General features: G+C 41.1%; 26 protein-coding genes and 1 tRNA gene. 10 read left to right on the top strand and 17 right to left on the bottom strand.

Annotation, left to right across the window (positions count from 1 at the left end):
- Nucleotides 1–208 precede the first annotated feature (208 nt).
- From FIB07_14710 to FIB07_14725, 4 genes are read right to left on the bottom strand one after another with little or no spacing between them, the layout of a single operon-like run.
- Nucleotides 209–700, bottom strand: a complete 492-nt coding sequence (locus FIB07_14710; protein ID NJD54104.1) for a DUF362 domain-containing protein — start codon at nucleotides 698–700, stop codon at nucleotides 209–211.
- Between the two features lie 25 nt (nucleotides 701–725).
- Nucleotides 726–1,400 (bottom strand): ABC transporter ATP-binding protein, encoded by a 675-nt coding sequence (locus FIB07_14715; GenBank protein ID NJD54105.1) that lies wholly within the window; start codon nucleotides 1,398–1,400, stop codon nucleotides 726–728.
- A gap of 40 nt (nucleotides 1,401–1,440) precedes the next feature.
- Nucleotides 1,441–2,640, bottom strand: coding sequence for an ABC transporter permease (locus FIB07_14720; GenBank protein ID NJD54106.1), 1,200 nt, complete (start codon nucleotides 2,638–2,640; stop codon nucleotides 1,441–1,443).
- A gap of 34 nt (nucleotides 2,641–2,674) precedes the next feature.
- Nucleotides 2,675–3,847 (bottom strand): hypothetical protein, encoded by a 1,173-nt coding sequence (locus FIB07_14725; protein ID NJD54107.1) that lies wholly within the window; start codon nucleotides 3,845–3,847, stop codon nucleotides 2,675–2,677.
- A 137-nt stretch (nucleotides 3,848–3,984) separates the two neighbouring features.
- Between FIB07_14725 and FIB07_14730 the strand changes: the two genes are divergently transcribed.
- Both FIB07_14730 and FIB07_14735 read left to right on the top strand, forming a co-directional pair.
- Entirely contained in the window at nucleotides 3,985–4,425 is a 441-nt protein-coding gene (locus FIB07_14730; GenBank protein NJD54108.1) for a BlaI/MecI/CopY family transcriptional regulator, read from the top strand.
- Nucleotides 4,412–5,209: a hypothetical protein gene (locus tag FIB07_14735; GenBank protein NJD54109.1), complete on the top strand. Its 798-nt coding sequence runs from the start codon at nucleotides 4,412–4,414 to the stop codon at nucleotides 5,207–5,209. Before FIB07_14730 ends, FIB07_14735 begins: the two co-directional genes overlap by 14 nt.
- On the opposite strand, the gene surE is transcribed toward FIB07_14735, so the two are convergent.
- A complete protein-coding gene (surE, locus tag FIB07_14740) occupies nucleotides 5,201–5,986 on the bottom strand; it encodes a 5'/3'-nucleotidase SurE (GenBank protein ID NJD54110.1) in 786 nt (261 codons plus the stop codon). The two genes, FIB07_14735 and surE, sit on opposite strands and share 9 nt — an antisense overlap.
- Before the next feature lie 116 nt (nucleotides 5,987–6,102).
- Here surE and FIB07_14745 point away from each other — a divergent pair, with 116 nt between their 5' ends.
- Nucleotides 6,103–6,786, top strand: coding sequence for a peptidylprolyl isomerase (locus FIB07_14745; GenBank protein ID NJD54111.1), 684 nt, complete (start codon nucleotides 6,103–6,105; stop codon nucleotides 6,784–6,786).
- On the opposite strand, the gene FIB07_14750 is transcribed toward FIB07_14745, so the two are convergent.
- The 4 genes from FIB07_14750 to FIB07_14765 all read right to left on the bottom strand — a co-directional run bounded on the left by FIB07_14750 (nucleotide 6,787) and on the right by FIB07_14765 (nucleotide 10,418).
- Nucleotides 6,787–7,905: a hypothetical protein gene (locus FIB07_14750; protein ID NJD54112.1), complete on the bottom strand. Its 1,119-nt coding sequence runs from the start codon at nucleotides 7,903–7,905 to the stop codon at nucleotides 6,787–6,789.
- A 98-nt stretch (nucleotides 7,906–8,003) separates the two neighbouring features.
- Nucleotides 8,004–9,524: a 2,3-bisphosphoglycerate-independent phosphoglycerate mutase gene (locus FIB07_14755; protein ID NJD54113.1), complete on the bottom strand. Its 1,521-nt coding sequence runs from the start codon at nucleotides 9,522–9,524 to the stop codon at nucleotides 8,004–8,006.
- A 55-nt stretch (nucleotides 9,525–9,579) separates the two neighbouring features.
- The gene (locus tag FIB07_14760) at nucleotides 9,580–9,996 is read right to left on the bottom strand and encodes a DUF86 domain-containing protein (GenBank protein ID NJD54114.1); all 417 of its coding nucleotides are present in this window, start codon (nucleotides 9,994–9,996) and stop codon (nucleotides 9,580–9,582) included.
- Nucleotides 9,993–10,418: a nucleotidyltransferase domain-containing protein gene (locus FIB07_14765; protein NJD54115.1), complete on the bottom strand. Its 426-nt coding sequence runs from the start codon at nucleotides 10,416–10,418 to the stop codon at nucleotides 9,993–9,995. Before FIB07_14765 ends, FIB07_14760 begins: the two co-directional genes overlap by 4 nt.
- Nucleotides 10,419–10,495: 77 nt before the next feature.
- Here FIB07_14765 and FIB07_14770 point away from each other — a divergent pair, with 77 nt between their 5' ends.
- Both FIB07_14770 and FIB07_14775 read left to right on the top strand, forming a co-directional pair.
- Nucleotides 10,496–10,753, top strand: a complete 258-nt coding sequence (locus FIB07_14770) for an AbrB/MazE/SpoVT family DNA-binding domain-containing protein (protein ID NJD54116.1) — start codon at nucleotides 10,496–10,498, stop codon at nucleotides 10,751–10,753.
- Nucleotides 10,750–11,142 (top strand): type II toxin-antitoxin system VapC family toxin, encoded by a 393-nt coding sequence (locus FIB07_14775; GenBank protein ID NJD54117.1) that lies wholly within the window; start codon nucleotides 10,750–10,752, stop codon nucleotides 11,140–11,142. The genes FIB07_14770 and FIB07_14775 overlap by 4 nt, the downstream gene beginning before the upstream one ends.
- Nucleotides 11,143–11,174: 32 nt before the next feature.
- Here the strand turns inward: FIB07_14775 and FIB07_14780 are convergent, their stop codons facing one another.
- A complete protein-coding gene (locus tag FIB07_14780; protein ID NJD54118.1) occupies nucleotides 11,175–12,857 on the bottom strand; it encodes an AarF/ABC1/UbiB kinase family protein in 1,683 nt (560 codons plus the stop codon).
- Nucleotides 12,858–12,877: 20 nt separating this feature from the next.
- The gene (locus FIB07_14785; GenBank protein ID NJD54119.1) at nucleotides 12,878–13,207 is read right to left on the bottom strand and encodes a hypothetical protein; all 330 of its coding nucleotides are present in this window, start codon (nucleotides 13,205–13,207) and stop codon (nucleotides 12,878–12,880) included.
- A 93-nt stretch (nucleotides 13,208–13,300) separates the two neighbouring features.
- Here FIB07_14785 and FIB07_14790 point away from each other — a divergent pair, with 93 nt between their 5' ends.
- The 3 genes from FIB07_14790 (at nucleotide 13,301) to FIB07_14800 (ending at nucleotide 14,642) form a co-directional block, all read left to right on the top strand.
- Nucleotides 13,301–14,047, top strand: a complete 747-nt coding sequence (locus FIB07_14790) for an anaerobic ribonucleoside-triphosphate reductase activating protein (protein NJD54120.1) — start codon at nucleotides 13,301–13,303, stop codon at nucleotides 14,045–14,047.
- A 143-nt stretch (nucleotides 14,048–14,190) separates the two neighbouring features.
- Nucleotides 14,191–14,412, top strand: coding sequence for a type II toxin-antitoxin system HicB family antitoxin (locus tag FIB07_14795; protein ID NJD54121.1), 222 nt, complete (start codon nucleotides 14,191–14,193; stop codon nucleotides 14,410–14,412).
- Nucleotides 14,409–14,642 (top strand): type II toxin-antitoxin system HicA family toxin, encoded by a 234-nt coding sequence (locus tag FIB07_14800; protein ID NJD54122.1) that lies wholly within the window; start codon nucleotides 14,409–14,411, stop codon nucleotides 14,640–14,642. Before FIB07_14795 ends, FIB07_14800 begins: the two co-directional genes overlap by 4 nt.
- 226 nt (nucleotides 14,643–14,868) lie before the next feature.
- Here the strand turns inward: FIB07_14800 and FIB07_14805 are convergent, their stop codons facing one another.
- Nucleotides 14,869–16,002 carry a tRNA (guanine(10)-N(2))-dimethyltransferase gene (locus FIB07_14805; protein ID NJD54123.1) on the bottom strand — a complete coding sequence of 378 codons (1,134 nt, stop codon included), beginning with the start codon at nucleotides 16,000–16,002 and terminating at the stop codon, nucleotides 14,869–14,871.
- 50 nt (nucleotides 16,003–16,052) lie between these two features.
- A tRNA-Thr gene (locus tag FIB07_14810) sits at nucleotides 16,053–16,126 on the bottom strand.
- A 127-nt stretch (nucleotides 16,127–16,253) separates the two neighbouring features.
- Between FIB07_14810 and FIB07_14815 the strand changes: the two genes are divergently transcribed.
- Nucleotides 16,254–17,687, top strand: coding sequence for a hypothetical protein (locus FIB07_14815; protein ID NJD54124.1), 1,434 nt, complete (start codon nucleotides 16,254–16,256; stop codon nucleotides 17,685–17,687).
- On the top strand, nucleotides 17,680–18,642 hold the full coding sequence (locus FIB07_14820) for a hypothetical protein (GenBank protein ID NJD54125.1): 963 nt from the start codon (nucleotides 17,680–17,682) through the stop codon (nucleotides 18,640–18,642). The genes FIB07_14815 and FIB07_14820 overlap by 8 nt, the downstream gene beginning before the upstream one ends.
- 208 nt (nucleotides 18,643–18,850) lie before the next feature.
- On the opposite strand, the gene FIB07_14825 is transcribed toward FIB07_14820, so the two are convergent.
- The 4 genes from FIB07_14825 to FIB07_14840 form a co-directional block, all read right to left on the bottom strand.
- On the bottom strand, nucleotides 18,851–19,081 hold the full coding sequence (locus FIB07_14825) for a hypothetical protein (protein NJD54126.1): 231 nt from the start codon (nucleotides 19,079–19,081) through the stop codon (nucleotides 18,851–18,853).
- 125 nt (nucleotides 19,082–19,206) lie between these two features.
- Nucleotides 19,207–19,896, bottom strand: a complete 690-nt coding sequence (locus tag FIB07_14830) for a hypothetical protein (GenBank protein ID NJD54127.1) — start codon at nucleotides 19,894–19,896, stop codon at nucleotides 19,207–19,209.
- A 12-nt stretch (nucleotides 19,897–19,908) separates the two neighbouring features.
- Nucleotides 19,909–22,650, bottom strand: coding sequence for an alanine--tRNA ligase (alaS, locus tag FIB07_14835; protein ID NJD54128.1), 2,742 nt, complete (start codon nucleotides 22,648–22,650; stop codon nucleotides 19,909–19,911).
- 80 nt (nucleotides 22,651–22,730) lie between these two features.
- Nucleotides 22,731–24,209, bottom strand: a complete 1,479-nt coding sequence (locus tag FIB07_14840; protein ID NJD54129.1) for a potassium transporter TrkA — start codon at nucleotides 24,207–24,209, stop codon at nucleotides 22,731–22,733.
- Nucleotides 24,210–24,284 lie beyond the last annotated feature (75 nt).

The following is a 24,284-nucleotide window of genomic DNA, read 5'->3' on the forward strand; positions in this document are numbered from 1 at the left end:
ATGTTTAGAAAACTTATCAAGTTACCTAAATTATTTATTAAGGTAATCTGTTTTATACACGTTTAACCTGAATGGACGGGATAGATTTTTCATACGAAGGTAATCTGTTTTATACACGTTTAACCTGAATGGACGGGATAGATTTTTCATACGAAGTATCTATTCCAAGGGGACGTTTCAGCCCAAGCCTGAAGGCATTGGGCGATCTCTACCCCTTGACCCCGCACAAAGTATATTTTGTAAGCTGGTGCGTTTTCATCTTGGGCATGGAAACAAGCACATCACAATCGATGGCAGGCTTTGCGATGTTGGCAGTTTTCAATACCTGGCCATCGATATTTACGGAATATGCACCTGTTGACTCAAAATTAATGAGCTTCCCCCCGTATTCTTCGCAGGCTTTCTTTATCCCCGACATCTCAAGGGATTTCGCAGTGTAGCCGTAGGCGCCCGAGCTATCACCCACCCAGGGAATACCGCCTGCCTCTTTTACTATCTCTGTCATCGCGCCCACAACTGCAGGATGAGTCGTCGCGGCGCGCTCGGGTGGAAAGCCTATGATGACATTTACCTTTAGCAGCACCGAGTTTCCGGGTTTTACTATTTCCCCGATACCGCCGATGAGTTCAAGGCTCTTTATAATAGCGTTTTTAACTTTCTGGTGCTCGTAGTTTTTACATTTTACTATCGAAACTGTCATTTATTGTTCCTCCCTTTTTATTAAACTAATTTTCAGGCTCTGCAAGCTCTCCATCCTTAAGCCATATAACCCTGTCAACGTAATTTCTATCCTCAGGCTCATGCGTTACCATCAATATCGTAAGCCCAATCTCGCGATTGAGCTTCCTGAAAAGTTCAAGGACCTGTTTTGACGAGACACTGTCCAGGTTTGCGGCAGGCTCATCTGCAAACAGCATATCCGGCTTATTGATAAGCGCCCTTGCGATTGCGACCCGCTGCTGCTCCCCGCCTGACATCTCACGCGGGCGGTGATCCAGCCTTTCACCAAGCCCGACCTGTCCAAGCACTTCCTTTGCGGCCCCGACATATTCTTCCTTCTTCCTGCCAAGCGCCATCGCAGGTAAATATACATTCTCAAGTGCGGTAAGCTCAGGCAGCAGCGCGTACTCCTGGAACACATAGCCGAAACGCTCAAGCCTGAACCTTGCCTTTTGTGTTCCTGACATCTTTAAAACATTCTCACCGCCTATAATGATCTCGCCAGATGTTGGTGTATCAAGCAATCCGAGCTGGTGCAGCAGGGTTGATTTGCCGCTTCCGCTTTTTCCCATAATGGCCACGAATTCCGCGGGTTTTGTGGAAATATCGAAGGATACGTTATTCAGCGCCTTCACCTGCACCTCACCCATGACGTAAATCCTGCAAAGGTTCCTTACCATGACAGGTGCCTGATTGCCAATTTCGGCGTTCCTTGCCATATTAATTACCCCACATCGCTTCTACTATCGTTTCGCGCACTGCCATCATCGATGGCACAAGCCCGGCTGCAAGCGCCGCAATTACCAGGCTTATCGCGCTAACAGCCACCCTTTCAGGAAGTATCAGTAATGAGATTTTCCCGATGGAGAAATCCAGCGGGTGAGTAACGAACCACGGTGCGATGATAAAGAACATTATGAGCAATCCTGCAACAATCCCGCATATTACAATGAACATCGCCTGGAAAAAATACGTATTTATGATGACTGATTCTTTTATTCCGACAGCTCGCGATATGCCTATCTGCCTCTTCTTGCTGATGGTGTTCATATAAATGATTATGAATATGGTCACGCCTGCAACAAACAGCCCTATGCCTGAGATAAGCATGGCGATTACATCAAAACTTTCTGTTATGTCCCTTACCATGGATGCATAATCCTGCCATGGCTTAATTGTTTCACTTATCCCGAACCCAAGGAGCTGTTTTATGTAGCTGTCTTCATTTCCGATGTCTTCGGTCCTTACCAGTATTTGCGATGCCTTATCTTCCATACCTGTTATGGATTCCATCTCTTTCTGGCTGACATATGCAGTAGTGTCCGACCCCCTGAAGTTGACGCCAAAAATGCCTTTTACCCTGTAGCTGCGCTTAACGCCATTATTGAAAAACGCGTCGATTGTATCCCCGACTTTGACCCCACCGAGCGAACGATCCTCCTCATTGCCATACCCGCCTGCGATCTCTTTACCGAGTATGATTTCGTTTTCGTCCTGTTTGCTAAGATATTCGCCGTCAATCATGAAATTATGGATTGTTGTAACCGTAACTTCATCATCTGGATTGATCGAGTGTACGTTCCATGCCCCGCTTTTATCCTTGTAAGAGAGCACGGCGCCAGTTACGTACTGTGCAGATACGCCCTTTACACCGGGCACGCTGCTAATCTTTTGCTTCAGGGAATAAACGCCATCGATGTATTTTTCATCTTTTTTAGGTTCAATAACAACCGTACCATACATCGTATTTATGATCTGGTCGTTGATAGTGTTTGTAAGCCCGAGGAAAAGGGATGAGACAAAAACCGAATTTACAAATACAAGAGCCATAATGAATATGGTCAGGACAAGTGTGCCCTTGTTTCCCTTTGTTATTGATTTCTGTGCCAGGAACAGAGCCAGTTTATGATCACTTAACATAATCCTCTTTATTTAAACTTCGATTTACTGCCTGTCAATTAACCCTTTTTTTCCATCCGAATCGGTAAAATATCGCTGCAACAACTACTGCAATAATACTGGCCGATGACATCAGGCTATTCCCCTCTTTGCCTGAAACATACTGGTTAAGTTCCCATGTCTGCGTGTGGATCCCAAGATCATCTTCAAACTCTACAGAAGCAGAATATGGGATATTGCCACTTTCAGACGCGATGAACGTGAATATGGCAGGAGCATCATCATTTGGCTTTATTTTACCAAGAAATGCTGTTTTATTTCCCTCAAGAGGAGTTATAAACGTTATCTTTGCAGATTTAGCATCGCCTGTCCCTGAATTCTCAATCCGCATCGTAACTGTGAAATGTTCACCCTGTGAAGGATTTTGAGGTTCAGTCTTGATATTTGCGATGGAAAGTTTTGCCCTGCCAAGGACTTTAACGCCAACCATACTTTGCGAGCTGATATTTGTCCCATTTTCATCTTTATATTCCATCTTTATGGGTAGCGAGTAGGATGAAATATCTGCTTTATCTTTAACCATTATCCGGAAGCCCAGCTGATTTTCTTCATCCCTGACAAGTGTTTTTATTACTTCTGTATTAGTTCCTACTGTAACAAAAGGCAGTCCTTCTGTAACAGTACTGATCGTAACATCACGTGCGATGCCGGTTCCCCTGTTTGAAACTACAAATGCCAAGTCAAACGTATCCAGCGGGCTTATCGGTTCGGGAGCTATCGTGATATTCGAAATCGCAAGCTGCGGCATTCCCCTTACTATGACGCTGATGGTTTTATTGGATATGCGCAACTGGCCATTATTCAACCAGCGGGCACTTAAATCGATTTCATAAGATCCGGAAACTGCATTAGAATCAGCATGCAACCTGTAGGTTTTGGCGAAAGCACCGTATTTGATTATATTTCCAATAGTAGTGACACGATCGTTTTCGTTTTTCAATATAATATACGAATCAGGAAGTATAGTAAGTGCAACATCACTTACATCGCTATTTTCATTGGAAAGAGTTACTGAAAGCACAAAATCCTGACCTGGTTCCACAGGCTGGGGCGAGAGGCTATCAAGAACAACCTCAAGTTCAGCATTTACAGGATTAATGATGAAAATGATAGCAAGCGTTGCTGCAATAACATATTTTATATTATTTATAGATTTGATATCCACCATATTTTCCTCTTTTTGATTTTAAATTATAATTGCTACTATCTTAAATAGTAGCTTTTATTGAAAATAGTATTAAAAGTATTTAAGTTTTACTGTATTACGAAACTTTTATTATGAATAGTAGCTTAAGATAACAACTAATGATTGATAGCAATAAGAAAAATACGCTTAATATGAATGAGTTATTGGAAGTACTGGGGCCGCTTGAAAAAGAGATTATGGAGATAGTCTGGAACAGGGAAGAAACATCAACGCATGATGTTCTTGAGGAATTACGAAAAAAAAGGGACATTGCAATGACGACAGTGAGCAGTACCCTGAACAGGTTATATGACAAGAATCTTTTGAAAAGAAGAAGTGATAAAGGCGTAAGGGGGCTCTGTTATTATTATGCTCCTCTCTTAAATAAAGAGGAGTTTAATAATATAATAACAGTCAAAGTCATGGATAAACTCCTGAAAGATTTCCGTGAGCCTATGACTGCATACTTTATCGAGGAACTGGCAAAGAGTGACCCTATAAAGTTACAGGAACTGCGAAAAAAGATTGAGGAATCTTTGAAAGGATATGAACCCAGATAAGAGGAAATTTTATTATGATTTTAAAGCTGTTATACTGCTGGCAATACCAGTTCTCATAACTCTCCATAAATTATCAGCGCAAGAACTTATTGAGGAAAAATATTTTCAAATATCCCCCAGTTACTTAAAAATATTGGTCATGGCCACAGGAACGGTTGTGGGTATATTATTTTTTTTGATGAAATACACCAAATTTAACGATATGACTGCTAAAACCACAAGCCGCATGGAATTCCCGGAGGTTTTCACAATTATAGAAAACCTGAGCAAAAAAATCAAGATGGATGTTCCTGAAGTCGGCTTCCTGGAATCAAGTATCCCAAATGCTTTTGTGTATAAGCGCAAAAAAAAGCCTGTCCTGGTTCTGACTGTCCCGCTTATTGAGATATTAGATAATAAAGAGCTTGAGACCGTACTTGCTCATGAACTCACCCATATCAAGAATTATGATCTTGAGATTCGCAAATTCGGCCTGCTCATCAGATTTGCGTTTTTCCTGAATCCCCTTGTTCACCTGATAGAGCCTTTTATTTCAAGAAGCAGGGAGTACCTGGCTGATGAAACCGCCGCATGGATCACCAGCGCACCGAATAAACTTGCCTCAGCACTGCTAAAAGTCGAAGATTATACAAATTCGTATCATAATACGAAATTCTCAACTTCAACACCACCGGATGTTTTCTTTTTTGAATGCCATCCGTGCTCACCTTACATATTCAGCAGGTGCCCTTCAACTGAGAGCAGGGTTAAAAGATTGATGTCCTTATCTAAAATGTTACAATAAGTCTTCAATATCCTTAAAATCAATACGCGCAGTCGTATCAAGTGAAAGCGGAGTTACTGAAATATGTCCGTTTTTCATAACAGCCTTAACATCAGTTCCTTCTTCTGCATCCCTGATAAGCTCCCCGTTAATCCAGTAGTACGGTCTGCCCCTTGGATCAAACCTTTCCTCCACACCTGTCAGGAATATTTTCCTGGCAAGGCGGGTTATCTCTATCTCTGTATCCATATTCACATGTTTCGGTATATTGATATTGAGCAGATCCACGCCAGCGGGAAGGCCTTTGCAAATTACTTTACGTGCTATCCTGTTAACTATTTTTATACCTGTCTTAAAGTCGTAACTATATGTGCGGTGATCATCAAACTTATCCCCCTCATCAAGTACCTGTATGGATGCAGCAAGTGCAGGTATGCCATAGCTTGCAGCTTCAAGCGCTGCGCCGATTGTTCCGCTTGTTGTTACGGTATCCGTACTGATGTTCTCACCGATATTGAAACCTGAAAGAACAAGGTCAGGCTGCTTCTTTAGTATGGAGAATAAACCGATTATTACTGAATCAGTGGGTGTTCCTGCAACAGCGTATGCTTTAAAACCGTTCACAGGGGCAAGTGAAACCCTGAGTGGTTCAAAGATAGATATGCCGCGTCCTACACCACTTTTCTGGCTGGAAGGTGCAACAACCGTTACTTCTCCAAGGTCGCATACACTATCATAAGCCGCTTTAAGCCCGGTCGAATACACACCGTCATCATTGGTCAAGAGAATGTTTTTCATTGCTAGCAAATAAGCCGATGATAAAATAAATCTGTGTCTTCTTGACCTCCTGACAGTAAGTAAGTATTTTATACCTTTGATACATCAAGAACGCAAAAAAAAGGACATGATTTATTATGACTATTGAGAAAGGCGATTTTATAAGAGTTTCATATTCCGGAAAAACGGATGAAGGCCGTATTTTTGATACGACTGAAGAAGATGTTGCAAAAGCAAACAACATTTATAATGAAAAGGGGAAATACGGCGGAGATGTCGTTATAGTAGGTGCAAAGCATACAATTGCAGGATTGGATGAGGATTTTGTGGGAAAAGAAGCTGGATACAAAGGCAGCGTGACGATCCCTCCTGAGAAAGCATTCGGCCAGAGGAATCCTGAACTTATAGAAAACATACCTGCACACAAATTCGATAAAAAAGTACAGGTCGGAATGCCAGTAGAGGTTGAGGGCCGCCCGGGATTTGTAATAAGAGCAATCGGCAGGATGGTGCAGGTTGACTTTAACAGGTTCCTTGCAGGGCAGACCGTAACATACGACTATGAAATAAAAGAGAAAATCGAAGATGACGAGGGCAAGATAAAAGGTCTTATCGGGTTATATGTCGGAAAGGACCTGCCTGTCCAGTTAAATGATGGTACGGCAACAGTTGAGATCGAGCCTGAGATGACATATAGCCAGAGATGGCTCATGTCCAAAAGGCAGATCGCACGTGAAGTGATCGATAATACCGGAATCAAAGAAATAATTTACACTGAGAAATATAACAAGGAAATATTAGAGCCAAAAAATAGTGAATAATTAACCAATAGCAAATGCAGGTCTGATAACTTCCCAGAGGATAAGAATGACTATTGTGGCCTCCAGCAACATGGCAAGCTGTTCTGTGGAAAGTTCTCTTGCAGTTGTGTAAAGATCTTGCAGCGAGTCGATCTTATGCTGCACAACTTTTCCAAAGTCCCATACTTTGAGAGTGTTAAGCATCTTCTGATATGCTGACTGGTAATACCAGTCCTGCGTTACTTTATGGGGATTCATTATATCTTCGATTTCATCAAGTATCACAAGCCCTATCTCGCTCACTTTAAGGAGTGATTTTTCAAGTTTTCTTGGTGCCTGTGTCAGGAAATAGTATCTGGAGCTGCTTAGTTTTTTTATTGCATCAAAAGCATTACCGATTTCAGAATCAATTTTGTGGTCATATATCTGGAATAAAAGTAAAAGTGTGATCGCAAGCTCCAGCAACTCGCGCAGCTCCTTGATGTAATCCTCGCATCCTAAAATAAATGCGCCTTCTGTTGAAGCAAGGAACAGGTCTTCATCATAGTAAGAAAGGTCATTTGCAAGTTTCTCAGTAATTTCCTTACGATGAAGGGCTCGAATAGATGTTTCACCTGACAGGAAACGGGTTATTATTTCACCATATTGTTCTTTCAACCCTTTCTGGTCAAGCCTGGGTGTGAATTCCCTGAGCCTGAGAAGTGTATATTTTTTCAGATTGGGATAATATGAAATCTTCTTCCCCGGATTTAGTTTTTCACGGATCTCATTGATCTTCATATTGGCAAATGACTGGAAATCCAGTCCTTCAACAATGATAGTATTTGAATGAAGGGCTACCAGGATATCATTGAAATACATTTTGTCCCTGATCTCGATTTCAGTCCGAAGTATCGAAACACCTGCTATAAAAACATCGGTGTAAATATTTGCGGTGCATGTGATTTTTTCACTTCCCGCAACAATTACTGCCACACCTTCTGACTGTTCCACTTCTATGGGTTTATTCCATCTTTCTGCTATTACTTCACTACCGATGAATTTCTTTAACTGGATCTTGTCCAGTTCTCCTCCATGCCCAAAAGCCAGAAGAATTGTGAGTTTGCCATTTAAAATGGTCAAATCGCCTGCAGCATCCATATGTATGAATAATGTGTTGAAAAGTATATAAAGATATTATACTAAAATTATACTGAAATTATAATGAAATTATAAATACTATATTAATGATGTCCATCTTATAAATATGATATTAATGATGTCCCGGTCATCTCTTCAGGTTTTTTAATATTCAAGACCTCAAGAAGTGTCGGGGCAATATCTGCAAGTATTCCGTCCCTTAGCCTGACCCTGGTGTCACAGAAAAGGAAAGGTACAGGGTTGCAGGTATGTGCTGTGTGTATTCCGCCTGTTTCATCAAGCATCTGCTCGGCATTGCCATGGTCTGCCGACAATATCAATATTCCGCCTGCCGAGCTTACTGCTTCAAACACCTTTCCAACGCAATTATCCACAGCTTCAGTAGCTTTCACGGCTGCTTCAAATATCCCGGTATGCCCGACCATGTCAAGATTTGCATAATTCAGGATAATTATATCAAATTTGCCTGATGAGACTGCTTTTACAACTTCATCGGTTACAGGATAAGCGCTCATTTCCGGCTTATGATCATAGGTAGCTACTTTCGGGGAGGGTACCAATATCCGTTCCTCGCCATCAACAGGCATCTCTCTCCCGCCGTTAAAGAAAAATGTAACGTGCGCGTATTTTTCAGTTTCTGCTATCCGGAGCTGTTTTAAATTGTTGCGGGACAGGACATCTGCAAGAATATTTTTAAGAGACTCAGGAGGAAATGCTACCGGAACTTTGAATGTCTCATCATATTGCGTCAGGCACACAAAATGTGTATGCGGGAAAATTTTTCGTTTAAAGCCACTGAAATCGTTATCAATAAATGCCCTGGTTATTTCGCGGGCGCGGTCAGAGCGGAAATTAAAGAAAATGACAGAATCGTTATTCGAAATTACAGAAACGGGTTCATTATTTTTCAAAATAATAGTAGGGGCGACAAATTCATCATTCTCACCGCGCTCGTAGGCTTTCTCAACTGCCTGGCTGGCTGATTGCGCCGTCTGGCCTGTTCCGGTCATTGCGTCGTATGCTTTTTCAATCCTGTCCCACCTTCTGTCCCTGTCCATGGAAAAATACCTGCCAGATATTGTTGCAAATTCTCCTCCCAGTTCATTCATTCTTTTTTCCGCATCTTCAATATAAGAAAGGGCGCTCTTTGGTGGCACATCCCTGCCGTCAAGGAATGCATGGATGAAAACATGCTGGACACCATGTTTTTTTGCAAGTTTTAGAAGAGCATACAGGTGAGTGTTGTGGCTGTGTACTCCACCATCCGAGAGCAATCCCATAAGATGCAGCGATGAGCCTTTTGTTTTGACATTTTCAATTGCATCAATAAGGGTTGGATTGTTGAAAAAATCCCCCTCCTTTATCGATTTTGTAATCCTTGTCAGGTCCTGATAAACGATCCTTCCAGCTCCGATATTAAGATGCCCCACCTCGGAATTTCCCATCTGGCCTTCGGGAAGCCCGACCGACATGCCTGATGCCTGAAGGGTTGAATGAGGATAGGTTGAAAAAAGCCGGTCAATGTTAGGCTTTTTTGCGGCTGCAATAGCATTTCCTTCTTTTTTATTACTAAGGCCAAAGCCATCGAGGATCATTAGAAGGATGGGTCTTTTATTAATAATGATGCTTGAGTATCCATTTGCCATTTTGCGTGTTTTCTCCTTTATGAATTTTTCAAGAAATGTATTTTAATATTGAGTTAGCAAACTGTTTGATATCGTTGATATCTCCAGACATTATGATAAAAATCCTTTTTGTATCTATTTTACCATATCTATGCACGAGCAGATTCCTGAATTGAGCCATTTCCTGAAGCTTCGCAGATAAACCCGGGTCTATGACTCTTTCTTCTTCGAGAACCTTATAAATATCTTTGTAATCATCCGCTCTTCTGAAACCTTTTTCAGCTATTATGTGACTTCCTATGTCCAGACATGCCTCTATGGATTCCTGCAATGAGTGCTTTGCAGCCTGGATATCCCTAAAATTTTTTGAGAATGATTCAAATCCCTGCATCTTGATTTCTTCGATAAGCTTAAGATTCTCTTCAATTAGATCTATCATGGCGTTTATAACCTCATTACTTATCATATGCCTGCCCTCGCTCGCCTGGCAGCATCGTACTTTTCAAGATGGGGTTTGAAATCATAATAAAGATCTAATGAGGATGTTTCAAATTCAATTCTTTTTTTCTCATCTTTTGAGAACAGAAGCTTTCCGAATCTTAAGACCTGACTTCGAAACCTGAGGGTTGAACCATTGAGAATCCTTATGTCAACTGTCTTTTTTTCAGGCAGTGCTCTCTCAATCTTTATTGCAAGCCTTGAAGGATATAATGGATCTTTTTCAACCAGGCTCTCATCAACCAGATAAATAGCAATATCAATGTCACTGTTTTCATTTTGTATGCCTTTTGCATACGAGCCGAAAAGGAAAGAAAAGAGGATTTCAGGTTCTTTTTCAAGTATTTTTATGATTGTTTCCACGTAATATAAATGTGCAGAGGGTTTTATAAACTCTTTGAATCAAATAATTATGCAATTTTATTACCAGAACGATTAAGTAATATCAAAATAAAAGTATTACTAATATGAAATCAAAACAAAGAATAGTTGGTATTACATCAAAAGGCCAGGCAACAATTCCTGTTGAAATGAGACGGCGGCATAAACTCGAAAAACGGGCCCTCATAGTGGATACCGATAAAGGACTGTTGATTCTTCCAGTTCCAAGACCAGAGGATGAAAAAGGAAGCCTGAAGGCACTTTTTGATAAAAAAGCCCACGAACTCTTAAGGAATGCGCGAAAAAAGGATGAACTCCGGGAAAAAGCACTGGAGGAGCTTTGAAATACGTTTTTGATACCGAAGTATTGTTGAAATTTTATCTTGATGAAGACGGGGCGCAAAAAATACTGGAATTATTTAAGAGCGTTCAGGATAAAAAGATAAAGGGCTATATCAGCGTAATCAATTTAACTGAATTCTATTATATTCTTTATCGCAAAAGTCCTGAGATCGCAAGACAAAAAGTGGATAATCTTCTTTCTTTTGGATTGATACTATCTGAAATAAAAGATGATGAACTCTGGAGAGAAGCAGGAAAACTTAAGGCGATCCACAATATCCCGCTTGCTGATGCATTTGCTGCTGCGACTGCAAATCATCTGAAAGCCACCCTTGTTGCAGGAAAGGATGCTGATTTTGAAGGGGTCGATGTTGAGATGGTAAGGGTATGAGTACCGATGGTAAAATATCTCTCTGGAACTGATCACCATTTCCCTGACCTGATTATTGAAATAAGAAGCCCTAATCCCAAAAATCCCGCAATAAGGAACCCGATTATACCAAGAAGCGGTACTCCGAACACGCTCGGTGACATCCTGGTCTGGATAATAAGTGAAGAACCCACGATCAATGCAGCAATTATCATACTGAAAGATAACCTGTTGCTGATAATATCTAATTCCTCGACAAGACCGTCAAGCCCCACGTGTTCGAGTTCAAATTTGAGTGTCCCTTTTTCAGCTTTTGAAAGTAAATGATTAAACCTTCTCGGGAAATTTTTCATAAGGTTAACAAAATCTATTACTGTTTTTTCAGCGCTCTTTAATATATGTGAAGCTTTTGTGCGTTCTTCAAGCATTTTCTTGATATAAGGCCGGGTCATTTCTCCAAAATTATGATCTGGATCAAGCTTTCGGCTTATTTCATCCCTTATTATGAGTGTTTTTGACAAAAGTATTAAATTTGTCGGGATACTGCCTTTTGTTTGTGATAAAATATTGATTAAATCACGCAGGAACGCAGTCGGATCAATGAATTTGCTTGACAGGCTATAATACTTGTCCAGAAGCTCTTCAAGTTTAATCCGGAGCACAAGGTTTTCGCTACCTGAATCATAAATAAGTCCAAGTTCAGATAAAGCTTCAATAAGAAAGTCCATATCATTCAATTGTATAGCTATTAAAAGACGTGCAAGACTCTCGCGAAGCACAGGATCAATATATCCTGCCATCCCGAAATCAAGAAAGATTATTTTCTCACTCGAAACAAGAATATTCCCAGGATGCGGGTCAGCATGATAAAAACCATCCTCAAATATCATTTTCAAATATGCGTTTGCAAGGTCTGTTGATATTTTTCTCTTATCAAGCCCGGCCGCCTCAATTTTATCGATATCCGTAATTTTTATTCCATCTGAAAATTCCTGGCAAAGAACATGCCTTGTGGAATATTCCCAGTACATTTTAGGGATCTTGACGGTCTCACTTCCCTGGAAGTTGGAGTAAAACCTGTCTGCATTCTGGGCTTCATGCGCATAATCGATCTCATGCCTTATGATCCGGGAAAACTCGTCTACAAAACCCACAGGATTAAAAAATTTACTTTCTCTGATATGCTTTTTCGCAAATTTTGCCATACTGACAAGAATCGCAAGGTCGGTCTCAATAATATCCTCTATCCCCGGTCTCATTACTTTAACTGCCACTTCTTCGCCCTGGTATAATGTGGCATGATAGACCTGTCCTATTGAAGCCGAAGCTATCTGTTCCCGGTTAAATGTCCTGAAAATATCCTCGATTTTTTTCCCGAATTCTCTCTCAATGACCTTTTTTGCTTCAAGGAAGTCAAATGGCGGAACGTGATCCTGGAGCTTTTCGAGTTCCTTTATGTAAACTTCCGGAACAATATCATGTCTTGTACTTAATACCTGCCCGAATTTAATAAAAGTAGGCCCAAGTTCTTCCAGCGCCAGGCGAAGCCTTTGCGCTTCCGAAAAGATTAGCATTTCTTCCTTGAGAGGCCTGGGCCCGAACAGTCTCTCGCGAAACGATCTGAAAGGGCGAAGCCCAAACCTGTCTACAAGGTATCCGAAACCATGCTTGACCATTACGTCGATGATTTGCCGGTATCGCCTCACGTAAACGTATTGTTTATCCAGCAGGTTCACGATCTAATTCCTGGAATAATCTAATCTATTTCCTGTTTTGTTGCCATTGCCTCGATTGTCTTTTCAAGCTTCTCTATCTTTTTCTCAAGAGCGGTAATATCACTTTTCATCACTACGCCGCTTTTTCTAAGGGTTTCCTTTACTTTCTCATTGATCTTTTCTTCAAAATCTTCCATCTGTTTTTCTTTTTCTGAAAGAACTTCCTTTACGAATTTTTTCCCTTCTTCCCTACTCATCTCCCCTTTTTTTATCATTTCCTGTGAAAATTCCTCGATCTTTTCCTGTGTAAGTGATATTACACCTACCCCGAACAATCCCATTTTCTTGAACATCTCGGACATTTCAGTCATTGTACCTCCAATTTTTCAGGCGCAAGATTTATTATAACGCCCCAATATGAAATTGGTTTATTAACTGATAATCTTTTTGATAAAGGAGGCGAAATGAAATTAATTTTTAGCGGCATAGTGATTCCCATTTCCACTATAGACTGGTACGGCAGGTCTGTATCTGTGATTTTTTTTAACGGATGTAACTTTAAGTGTTTATATTGTTCCAACAATAATTTCATAAAAGTTGCAAACCAGCGCATAGAGCCCCTGTATAAAGGAGGGAGCGTTATGGAAATAGAAGAAATAGAAAAAAAGATCCTTGATGCAAGATCCTTTATTAGCGCCGTAGTTTTCTCAGGGGGGGAACCCACGACACAGTATGATGCGTTAGAACATCTTGCAAGATTCGCAAAAGAACTGGGGTTGCTTGTTGGCATCGAAACGAACGGGTATTATCCTGAGCGGCTTTCAAGGCTGATAGAGAAAAAGCTCCTTGATAAAATATTTCTTGATATTAAAGCTCCCCTTGATGATGTGCAAAAATATAGCATCATAACAGGAAGAGATGATGCTGCGGGGCGCGCAAGAAAGTCGCTGGACTTGGATGGTATTGATATTGAAGTCAGGACAACCGTTTTTCGCCCATTTTCGGATGTTCTGGGAATTTCCAGGACACTTGTGGGAAGGGAGTGCACCTATGTAATCCAGCAGGGTATTCCTGAAAATGCCCCTGAAGGTGAGATCAGGAAAGAGAAAGTGCTTACGAGGGATGAGATGATTGTCCTTGCGAAGAGCGTTTCTTTTTTGAAGAATGTGAGGATCAGGACTAAAGAGAAAGGGGAGGAAAAGATAGTTTAATGGCCTTATTTTAATTCCCCGAAAAGAAGTGATAATTTATCTGTGGCAATATTCAATGAATGTGGCTGAAAAGGTATATAATTCTTAAGCTATGTACTATATCATAAGACAACCAACACTGATTTATTTTACAGAGGTTTCAAATGCCTACACTAACAGCATATATCGAAAAAGACCCGGAAACTGGCTTGTATGTGGCTATTGTTCCGGGAATTCCTGGCGCTCATACTCAGGCAGAGACTCTCGATGAGCTTCAAGAGAACCTTAAAGAGGTACTGGAATTGTGCCTGGAAGAAATGGAGCCTGAGAACAAGCAATATTTGCCTCAATTTGTCGGAATTCAACAAGTTGAGGTGGGTGTTTGAGCAGGCTTCGGATAATCGATGCCAGAAAAATGGAAAAGTTGTTGTTCAAGCTTGGCTTTGAGAGAGTTCGTCAAAAATGGAGCCATGTGTTCTACAGGCATCCTGATGGAAGAACCACAAGTGTCCCGCATCATCGAGGAAGAGATTTAGCGCGCCCATTAATAAAAGAGATTTTAAGGGAGATAGAACTCAATTCAGATGAATATGAGGAGTTTTTGAGGACGTTGTAAACTTATATTATGTTTACTATTTCATGCCTATAGATCCCGAATCAAAAAAATATCGCTTTGATGTCCAATAAGTCTCAGAGTTTTTCATGCGTTCAACACCACAAAGGACGCAAAGACCGCAAAGCATAGCAGCAATGTTCTTTGAGTCCTTTGTGCTCTTTGCGGTGGGATTACATACGCAGAATCGCTTATTGAATTCCTTTCGCAGCAAAAAATGAATCCGTTACTAACTCTTACTCAGACTCAGAACAACTCTCTTTATCTCCTCCATACTCGCATCAGTCTTGAAGGAAATCCCTGAAAAATGCGTTCGTGAAGCTTGAAAACTCCGCTCCTTCAAAGTAGAAATAACATCGACAGTTGATATTGCAGTTATTCCCAGCGCTTTACAAACCTTATGAATGTCGTAATGCATCGGGATCTCAAGCTCATCCCTGCATGTGGCAATCAATTTCAGCACCTCCTTAAATTCCCTCTTTTCAGCCTCGATTAACACCTTCTCGCAAAAATCCCGTTCATGTAGTTTTCCGAGCCACAGCGGCCCTGCAAGCGATGTGGTATGTCCGCACACAGGACATTTTTCTTCCAGGTGGACAGCCAGCCCGAATTTCCACTTCCTATCGCCGCAATTAAAGCAATGCGAGAGAAATCCCATAACTTTTAAGGATTCATCCGCTTCCTTGATACCTTTTTTCACCGATACAAATAGCCTCACGTAATGCGCCGAGGCATAAGAGAGTAAAGGCGTCATGGCTTTATCATATTTGGCAAGCGTCCTGGCAACTGCTCCCATAAGGATCCTGACTCCCATCTCAGGATAGTATTCAGTTTTAAGAGGGAGAGCAGAATAGTTCCTAATACCTGCTTTTTTGTGTGCGCCGCAAAGAGGCGCGGTATCTGTGGCCGTTACGCAAAGCAGCCGTTTTGTTGAGTAACAGGCTGCATCCAGGAATGGCGCAGGGGTTCCGAAAGGGTCCAGATCTGTAATATCGAAACTGCCATCCAACATCACCACATTGGCATTCCTTTTCATTGCAGTGCAATTCGTGAGATTATTGAGTTCGATATTCTTTTTTATTAATTCAAATGAAGTTCCTTCCCAGTCGCTCATTGTTGTATTAATACCCACTTCATTGGCGATGCGTAGGCCACGGATCCCTGATGCTGAAAGCGCGTCAAGATACGTGTATCCAGGATAATCTTTTGAAAAACATGCTATTGCCGCAACAGCGACGTCCCGGTTGACTTTCATTGCAGGATTATAGAATACTGCAGCTGATGATGGCGGAAAACTTGAATTCTCGTCAGGAACCGGAACTTCGACCTTTGTTGTGCCTTCTGTGATGATTTTTGTGAGCATGGGATTGCCACATCTGGAATTGCTTATATAATGTATCATGTTTTAAAAGAAGCCCCGGGAGGGATTTGAACCCTCGACCTAGAGATTACAAATCTCTCGCTCTGCCAGGCTGAGCCACCGAGGCTTATGAAAAAGCTTTGGCTCGTAAGGATGGAATCCGACTTAAAAGCTTCGGTATTGTATTTTACATAATGATCATTTGATCAATTGAATAGCAAATTATTTTATCGATATCTGATCTATATATGTCGATGCGCAAGGATAATGACAGAAAAGTGGAACAAACAGAAAGATTTTCTATTGACGAAGCTCTTCACTCTCTCGATAAAAAAGAATTATTTGACCTCTTACAGGATATTCTGGGACAAAAACCTGAGATATTCGAGCTTATTCTCGAATGGTTCAAAGAAAAACAAAAAACTTCTCCTGAAAAAGGAACAAAGAAAACGTCCATAAACGACGAGCTATTAATGGAATACTGGAGTGATGCAAGAGAAATAATCTCTAAATTCAATGAATATGGCGGAGGGTCTGAAGATGATGAAGATGAAGCCTGCTCTTATTTAAATCGCATTTCAGATATAAGCAACGAAGGGAATATATCCACCGCCGCCAAGATTAGATTTTTAGATGATGCCTTTGAAGAGTACAATAATGAAAATTCGGGTCTAGAAGATGCAATGATGGATGTTTTTTTCGAAATATGCCATACAAAAGAAGAATGGGAGTACCTGGTAAAAAAACTTGATGAACACCCCTCCGACTGGAGGAAAAAACTCATAATGGATATCCAGAAAGAGCATCTTCATAATGATAAAGCGTATCTGGCAGAACGAATGAAAAAACTTCACTATGGAATGGATTACTGGGATCTGGCAAAATTTTATGTCGAGAAAGGAGATATAAAGAAAGCCGTGGAAATAGCAGAAGGGGGATTATTAAAAGGAGAAGGACGACAGACGGAACTGTTTGAATTTTTGTCTGATCATTATGCAAATAGTCAGGATACCGCAAATCTTGAGCGTGTCGTACAGTGCGCGATCAAGAAAAACAGCGACGAAAAGGAGATGCTTGACAGATTATTTGAATATTATAAAGCACAGAAAGATTATGAAAACGCCAAAAGAGCGATCTTGAAAGCATTCAAGTATGTGAAAAAAGCCGGATATATTCCAGAAGTAAGGTCATATGCACACTACAATAAAATGAAAATGTTCCTGGTTGAAGCAGATTGGAAAAAGATCGAGCCGAAAATTATCCAGGAAGTTCGAGAAAAAGACCTGGAAGAATATATGCGAATTTGTCTGGATAAAAACATGAAAAAAGAAGTGGTAGATATATTGTTAAATCCGCCAAAAAAACGACCTGGTTTCGGACACTTTTCTTATAGAGAATATGACTTTGATGAATTCGCAAATCGGTTAAAAGAAGAGTTCCCGGAGGATATCATTAAATATTACTGGCAAAAAGCATATAATTACATCCAGAATGGGAATAGAGATACATATCGTATTGCAGCAAGATATCTGGGAATGGTTAAACACGTTTATATCGATGTGTTAAATGAAAAATCGAAGTGGGAACAGCGTTTTTCCAGTCTAAAAGTAGAATTTAAGAAACGTCCCGCATTTCTGGAGGAGTTGAATAATTATGAAAGAAAGGAGTATGATGGTTTAGATGATTAATGAAAAGAATGTAAACCAGGCAATATTTGACTACTCAAACAAAAAATATGGAAAACGATTAAAGGAACTATTCAAGAGATATCTGGATGAATTCCCCGAAAAAGATGCGGAACTACCCGAAGAAAAATGGCGTAACAATTTTCTTTCGTGGCTATTTTTTGAAAAAGTGCTTCCGGAAACAGGCATGACCATTGCAGAAGAATTTGCAGAAAACACGCCTGACTTGAGTCCTGAAATGAGAGTGAACGTTATGCAGATGAAAAACATTATCCGATCCAGATTTATAGTAATTTCCAGAAAGGGTTTATTTTTAAAGATCAAGGATATGGAGGGAAACAAAGTCTATAAGGTTAAATTACATGCTTCATGTCCCGTATATCCAAACGCCGTTTTAACTGGAAGGATTCATCCATTTGGCGATCATTACCGTTTCGCCGGCGTATTTTTTATGTCAACATCGCCGCTTATATTGGATCCAGATATTCTTATGAGTGCTTATGAGAATAAAGGGCTTAAGAAGATCGAGAGCATTCTATTACGCAAGGGTTCTTCTCTACAGTCAATAATGAACAAATATCCAGCCCATTGGATAGATTGGATGTGCAAGCATTATGGTTTGAAAGAAAGACTTAAAACTGAAAAAGTCAGGGCGATTGAGAATAAAATTGCAAATGACCTCCCTCAGATCGTTTCAGAATTGCCTGAAAAGTCTAAGGAAGCGCTTGATTTTTGTATCAAACAGGGCGGATTTGTGAAATATGGTCAGCTCAAAGAATACGATGATGATATGGATTTCTTCTGGAAGGAGGGAAAAACCTTATCCACAATTGGCTTGCTGAGGCAGAAAGGACTGCTGGTTGTTGGAAAAATGGTTTATGGAGATAGACAATTCAAGGTCGCGTTTATACCTGTTGAAATCCGTGATGGTTTAAAATCTGTACTGTCCGCTAAATGATTATCTGGAACCGATGGAAATATCAGAGCCATGAACAATCGTGCCCTCCCTATCCATCTTTTATTATTCCATAAATAGAGAAAACTATGTTCAAATCAACTTTTCTTTCAATAATATCTCAAATGTCTCATCAAGGAACTCTTCCGGCGTCACATGATTTGCCCCATCGCCACTTCTATCATGAGCTTCGGGATTTTCAAAAGGATGTTTATGCCAATCTCCACCCACGCAGTCCCTGCCATATAACCTGTTTCATCTTTAGTTCATCAAAATCCATTTTATACCGTTCATGAAAAGTCTTATCCATCAACTTATATTCGGCAAGACGCCTGCGCAATTCGTTTATTACAAGCTGGATCGTCCCCTCCTCAGGTTCTTTTTTTAAGAGATTTTTATAGATATATTGGAATTCAGAGGGAAGTTTTACTGAGACGGGCATAATTTTATCACGAGTTCGTATTTGATTCTAATGCTTTATTAAGACTTCTTCTTATTATATATTTAATTGAGATGCTAGATATTATAATTAAGTCATGTCTATTATATTCCTATTAGTTCAGGATATCATATTGATTTTTCTTTCCATCCTATAAACCCAGGATTTTTATCCCGATGTTTAAAATAAATATCCATGTTTTCTTTCGTTTTTTCAAGATAAAACAAGGTTTCATACGTGAGACCATGCATTCTTTCTTCAATCTCTATTCTTAATTCTTTAGATTGATCCTTTTTCCACCAGGGGACGATGTCTACTTTATACTCTTTTGGTAAACCTTTAATCAAGAAAGGTTCAGTTTCATGATATATCGGAGATATACTATGCATATTATTTTCATAAACTATTAGCAATGTATGACCCTTGACATGATAATCCTCAGCAAATTTTGAGTAAAAAAGACCTGAGCCAATGGTATAATCCAAGTTATTGTTAGGATCAGGCCGATATGTGAAATCTCCTATACCAATAGTTCCTCTTAAAGGAATTTTTTTACAAAAAGATTTATAGAAAATTTGTTTGGAATAATCAACAGCTTCTTTAAGTTCTTTAAATCCTGCAACAACCTGATCCGAAAATACTCTATAAAAAATTTTTTTTCCATCAGATTCTTTAAAACAATCCTTTATTATCCCATGAAATTCTATAAGAACTGAATCTGCTGTTTCTCTATGCTTTGAAATAAGATTTGAAAAACCCAATATGTCTGCATAAAGTACATTCTTGCATGTAAAAGATTCAATCTCATTAGTAATCATATTTTGTTTTCCTTACTCCACCTTCTCCCTCACCATCTCCACGCCCTTCTCCAGCGCCTCCTCTATCCTCGCAACATCCGTCCCCCCGCCCTGAGCTATCCCCGGCTTTCCGCCACCGCCTCCGCCCAGGAACTTTGACATCTCGCGCACGATTGCGCCTGAGTTCACACCCATTTTCTGCGCGCGCGCACCCGCCGCCACAACGATCTTAACGCCCGTCTTGTCACTTACAAGGATCGCTACAACATCGTCGTTCTTGCCAAACTCGGTGGCTGCCTTGATAAGCTCCTCAACGTCAGCATTAGGTATCTTCTTTGCAAGCACTTTCAGGCCATTAATACCAGCAGCATCGCTCATCATCGCCTTCACTCTGGCTTGCGCAAGTTCTGCTTTTAAGCGTTCGTTCTCTTTCTTGAAATCCTTCCATTCCTCAAAGAACCTGTTCACGGTATCAGGAAGCTGGTCAGGTGAAACACGAAGCGCTTCTGAAGCTTTATTTAAAAGCTCATCCCTTTCCTGCATGCGTTTTACAGCAGCCTCACCTGCCGAGAATTCGATACGTTCAACACCATCCTGGATCCTCTCTGTCTTTATGAGCTTGATAGGGCCTATCAATCCTGTATTTGGAACATGAGTTCCGCCGCATGCTTCCACATCATTCCCCACCCGCAGAATGCGTATCTCCTTTCCCGGTGGCACACCGCCCTGGTAAAGAACAAAACCGTAACGCTGTTCAGCCTCGATCCTGTCCATCCAGTCGATGAGTACTGGCTGGTTCTTCATCACTGCCCTGTTCGCAAAAAGTTCTATCTCTTTGAACTCTTCATCAGTAATACGTTTAAAATGCGTCAGGTCAAGCCTTGCCCTGTCTGTGGACTTCTGCGCGCCTGTTTGCCAGATATGCTTTCCTAACACGGATTTGGCGGCCTCGTTCACAATATGCGTGGCAGTGTGATGTCTCATATGCGCCATCCGCCGCTCCCAATCGATTTTCCCTTTTACAGTATCGCCTTTCTTAAATCCGAAATCAGAATCAGTCTCATGGACTATAACCCCATTTAGATTCTGCACATCCACCACGTTTGCAACATAATCATTGACCAAAAGGGTCCCATGGTCAGAAGGCTGGCCTCCGCCTTCAGGATAGAACATTGTCCTGTCAAGTATAACATTGTTCTCAATAACATCAAGAACCTTTGCCTCAAACTCCATTTGTTCGGGATATTCATAATAGAGCTTCCGGGTTGACGGTAGATCTAATGGAAGCTTCTCTTCTTCCTCTGTTTGCGCCTTGCTGTGCGATTGCGCTACAAGTGAATAGAACGTATCAGGGAGTTCCACTACGACACCTGCTTCTTTTGCGACTTCACGGGTTATCTCAGGAGGGATACCATGCGTATCATATAACTGTATAATTTCACCAAGAGGGATTGCCTGTTTTTTCTCCTTGAAATGCGATGCAGTCTTCTTCACAAGTTTCGTTCCGCGCTCAATGGTATCTGCATATTTCTCTTCTTCAAGCGCCACAATTTCCCTTATCGTATCAAGCCGCTCCCTGAATTCAGGGTATTCTGGGAAATTCCGTATCTGCATCTCGATAATTTCAATCAGGGGTTCCCTGATATCCAGTTCTTTCATAAGCCGGAGCGTCCTGCGAAGCACCAGTCTTGTGAGATAACCTGCTTTCACATTCGACGGGATTATGCCATCACCCAGCATGAATGCAAGGCATCTTGAATGGTCGGTAATAGAATAAACGGTCTCAACAGGAACCATGATTCTCTGGAGTTTTTCAACCGTCGTGCCAATGCTGTCCGCCACTTTCTTCCTGAGCTGTAGAAGGTTTGCCTGTCCGCTTATATCCATTACACCGGCTAATCTTGCATTTTGCGAGAAGATCTCTGCGTATTCGGGATTTTCAATAGAATGCTCAATACCCGCAAGGTCCATGAGTTCGTTCACAATTTTAGGGAACACGGCATCATATATTGTAGGCGAGCCTTTTGATGCCCACACGAACCTCTCAAGACCATATCCCGTATCAACAATATAATTGTCCATCTTTTCGTAGGTCTCACCTTTTATATTTATTGAGCCGCCTTTTGTCTGCTTTAAATCCATGAAAACAAGTGTGGCAAGTTCAAGTCCTCCCACCAGTACTTCAACGCTGGGACCTGCATTTCCCCCGCCTGCCCAGGGCGCTTCCTTATAGGTTACTGCATTCAGGTCAAGGCCAAGACTGGCAAGCAGGGAATCACATAACTCAACAGTCCTGTCCTTCCAGTATATTTCCTGCCCTCGTTTGTTAAAGCAGTGGTGAGCCATCATCTCAAATGTCGTAAGATGGCGTCCGCTGCGGCCTACTGCATCAAGATCATCAAGACGGATGCAGGGCTGCGATATTGTGAGAGGATTTGCAGGCGGCGGGACAAGGCCGGATGTAACGAAAGGCTGGAAATCCGCAATGGAAGCGATTGTTAGATAAATATCATCACGCCAGCGTGCGATAACAGGATAACGGTTTACGCGTGTATGTCCCTCTTTCTCGAAAAATGAAAGATACGCTTCCCGCATCGATGATATTTCAAATTCTTTCTTGAAAACCGGCTTTCCTATAAATGAATATGAAACGCAGGGCGGGTCTCCGCAGAATTCAGTTTCAGGATCCCTGGTCCAGAAATTCTTGCCGCACTTTGGGCACTGTTTTCGTACAAATCCATTATCTTTGAAATAATCAAGCTGGTACTCGTCCATAATATCTGGGGGTAGTTATTGTTAAGGAAATAGATAACTATTCTGGAAAAACATCTGAAATTCTAAATAATCCTGGAAAATCAACTTGTTTCTTTCTGCATCCCTATGACAGTCAGGAATCGTTTTACTACAGCCTCCTCAGCCAGTTTGAGAAGCGTCTGTTTATCTTTTGTACCGCTGAAAACCCCAAGAGGGATCTGTGCGCCTCCAAGCGTGGCATGTCCTCCGGCCTTATCAGCACCGAATGCATCTGTCAGGATCTTTCCGATATTTATCCTGTCGTCCCGCGATCTTCCGGAAATATATATCGTATCTTCACTGAGACCAAAAACCAGGGTTGTGGTTATTCCTTCAAGGGTCAGCATGTAATCCGCAGCCTGGGCAAGAGTATCCCTGTCGCGTATCGTCCCGACATTTGAGATAAGGTAACTGCCTTTTATCTGCCTGTTCTTGATAGCTTCACCAAGAATATCTATCGACTCAGTAGATTTTGAGGGCGTTTCTATGCGGTTCAGTATATCATGATTTGCAAGAGGAAATAGATATGCTGCGGCGGTCATGTCAGCAGGATCGGTATTTCTGCGAAAGTCATTTGTGTCCACTTTTATACCATATAATAGCGCTGTTGCAAGCTCGGTTTTTATAGGTATCTCAAGTTCCTGGAGATATTTTGTCATTATGGTAGCAGTCGCACCTATGTTTGGTCTTATGTCTATGTATTCTGCATCTACTTCTTCCAGATTGGCCTGGTGGTGGTCGATCACAATGCTGACCCTAGTTCCAGGGGGAAGTAAATTATTTACGCCTGGCGCCGATGATTCAATGAGTGCTATTTTCTTATAATCTGATGCCTTGAAGTCTTTTGACTGGTCCATCTCTATATCAAGGAGGTTTACAAAAGCTTTGTTTTCATGATGCCCTATTACTCCCCTGTACAGGATGTCCGCTTTGACCCCTACGCTGTTCGCGATTTCCTTCAGGCCCATAGCGCTTGAGATGGCATCCGGGTCAGGATTATCATGGACTATGATCGCAAGTTTTCCTTCACCTACAGTATTGATTAATTTCTTCAGGTCCTGGGCAAGTTTTACGGATTTCATTTTTTCTATATACTGTACAATAGCTGATGCTATCGCTTTTATTGGTAAATTTGAAGGGAGGACCACCAGGTCAGCGCCGGCAACTTCCATTTCTTCCTTTTCCTGGTAAGTATTGACTCTTGTAACTATCTGGACATCTGGAGCTTTTTTCCGGATAAAATTCAAAGCTTTCTTATTTGCTTCGATGTCAGAACTCATTATAAAAACAGATTCGATATTCTGGAGATCCAGACTTGAGAGAATTTCAGTATCACCGATATTTCCCTGCACAGCATTGAGGTTTTGTTCTTTTAATGTCTGGACCTTTGCAGCATCATTATCTACAAGGATAATATTCTTAGTCCTGGTCTCAAGCTCTTTCGCAAGAGCAAGACCAATGCCTCCGCTACCAAGAACCGCATATATTGCTTTAACGGGTTTCAATTCACTTGAGTTCTCCTCGATATGAAAGCCTCCTATCTTACTCTCTATATTAAGTAGCTTGTATTATGGATTTACAGCGTTTTATATTTATGGTTTTAGGACGGTTAATTT

The sequence above is a fragment of the Candidatus Methanoperedens sp. genome, assembly GCA_012026795.1.
Lineage (GTDB): Archaea > Halobacteriota > Methanosarcinia > Methanosarcinales > Methanoperedenaceae > Methanoperedens.

What these genes read in the sequence shown, in the direction of transcription:
- FIB07_14710 (NJD54104.1), bottom strand. Translation starts at nt 700, where the DNA reads ATGACAGTTTCGATAGTAAAATGTAAAAACTACGAGCACCAGAAAGTT.
- FIB07_14715 (NJD54105.1), bottom strand. Translation starts at nt 1,400, where the DNA reads ATGGTAAGGAACCTTTGCAGGATTTACGTCATGGGTGAGGTGCAGGTG.
- FIB07_14720 (NJD54106.1), bottom strand. Translation starts at nt 2,640, where the DNA reads ATGTTAAGTGATCATAAACTGGCTCTGTTCCTGGCACAGAAATCAATA.
- FIB07_14725 (NJD54107.1), bottom strand. Translation starts at nt 3,847, where the DNA reads ATGGTGGATATCAAATCTATAAATAATATAAAATATGTTATTGCAGCA.
- FIB07_14730 (NJD54108.1), top strand. Translation starts at nt 3,985, where the DNA reads ATGATTGATAGCAATAAGAAAAATACGCTTAATATGAATGAGTTATTG.
- FIB07_14735 (NJD54109.1), top strand. Translation starts at nt 4,412, where the DNA reads ATGAACCCAGATAAGAGGAAATTTTATTATGATTTTAAAGCTGTTATA.
- surE (NJD54110.1), bottom strand. Translation starts at nt 5,986, where the DNA reads ATGAAAAACATTCTCTTGACCAATGATGACGGTGTGTATTCGACCGGG.
- FIB07_14745 (NJD54111.1), top strand. Translation starts at nt 6,103, where the DNA reads ATGACTATTGAGAAAGGCGATTTTATAAGAGTTTCATATTCCGGAAAA.
- FIB07_14750 (NJD54112.1), bottom strand. Translation starts at nt 7,905, where the DNA reads ATGGATGCTGCAGGCGATTTGACCATTTTAAATGGCAAACTCACAATT.
- FIB07_14760 (NJD54114.1), bottom strand. Translation starts at nt 9,996, where the DNA reads ATGATAAGTAATGAGGTTATAAACGCCATGATAGATCTAATTGAAGAG.
- FIB07_14770 (NJD54116.1), top strand. Translation starts at nt 10,496, where the DNA reads ATGAAATCAAAACAAAGAATAGTTGGTATTACATCAAAAGGCCAGGCA.
- FIB07_14785 (NJD54119.1), bottom strand. Translation starts at nt 13,207, where the DNA reads ATGACTGAAATGTCCGAGATGTTCAAGAAAATGGGATTGTTCGGGGTA.
- FIB07_14790 (NJD54120.1), top strand. Translation starts at nt 13,301, where the DNA reads ATGAAATTAATTTTTAGCGGCATAGTGATTCCCATTTCCACTATAGAC.
- FIB07_14795 (NJD54121.1), top strand. Translation starts at nt 14,191, where the DNA reads ATGCCTACACTAACAGCATATATCGAAAAAGACCCGGAAACTGGCTTG.
- FIB07_14805 (NJD54123.1), bottom strand. Translation starts at nt 16,002, where the DNA reads ATGCTCACAAAAATCATCACAGAAGGCACAACAAAGGTCGAAGTTCCG.
- FIB07_14815 (NJD54124.1), top strand. Translation starts at nt 16,254, where the DNA reads ATGCGCAAGGATAATGACAGAAAAGTGGAACAAACAGAAAGATTTTCT.
- FIB07_14820 (NJD54125.1), top strand. Translation starts at nt 17,680, where the DNA reads ATGATTAATGAAAAGAATGTAAACCAGGCAATATTTGACTACTCAAAC.
- FIB07_14825 (NJD54126.1), bottom strand. Translation starts at nt 19,081, where the DNA reads ATGCCCGTCTCAGTAAAACTTCCCTCTGAATTCCAATATATCTATAAA.
- FIB07_14830 (NJD54127.1), bottom strand. Translation starts at nt 19,896, where the DNA reads ATGATTACTAATGAGATTGAATCTTTTACATGCAAGAATGTACTTTAT.
- alaS (NJD54128.1), bottom strand. Translation starts at nt 22,650, where the DNA reads ATGGACGAGTACCAGCTTGATTATTTCAAAGATAATGGATTTGTACGA.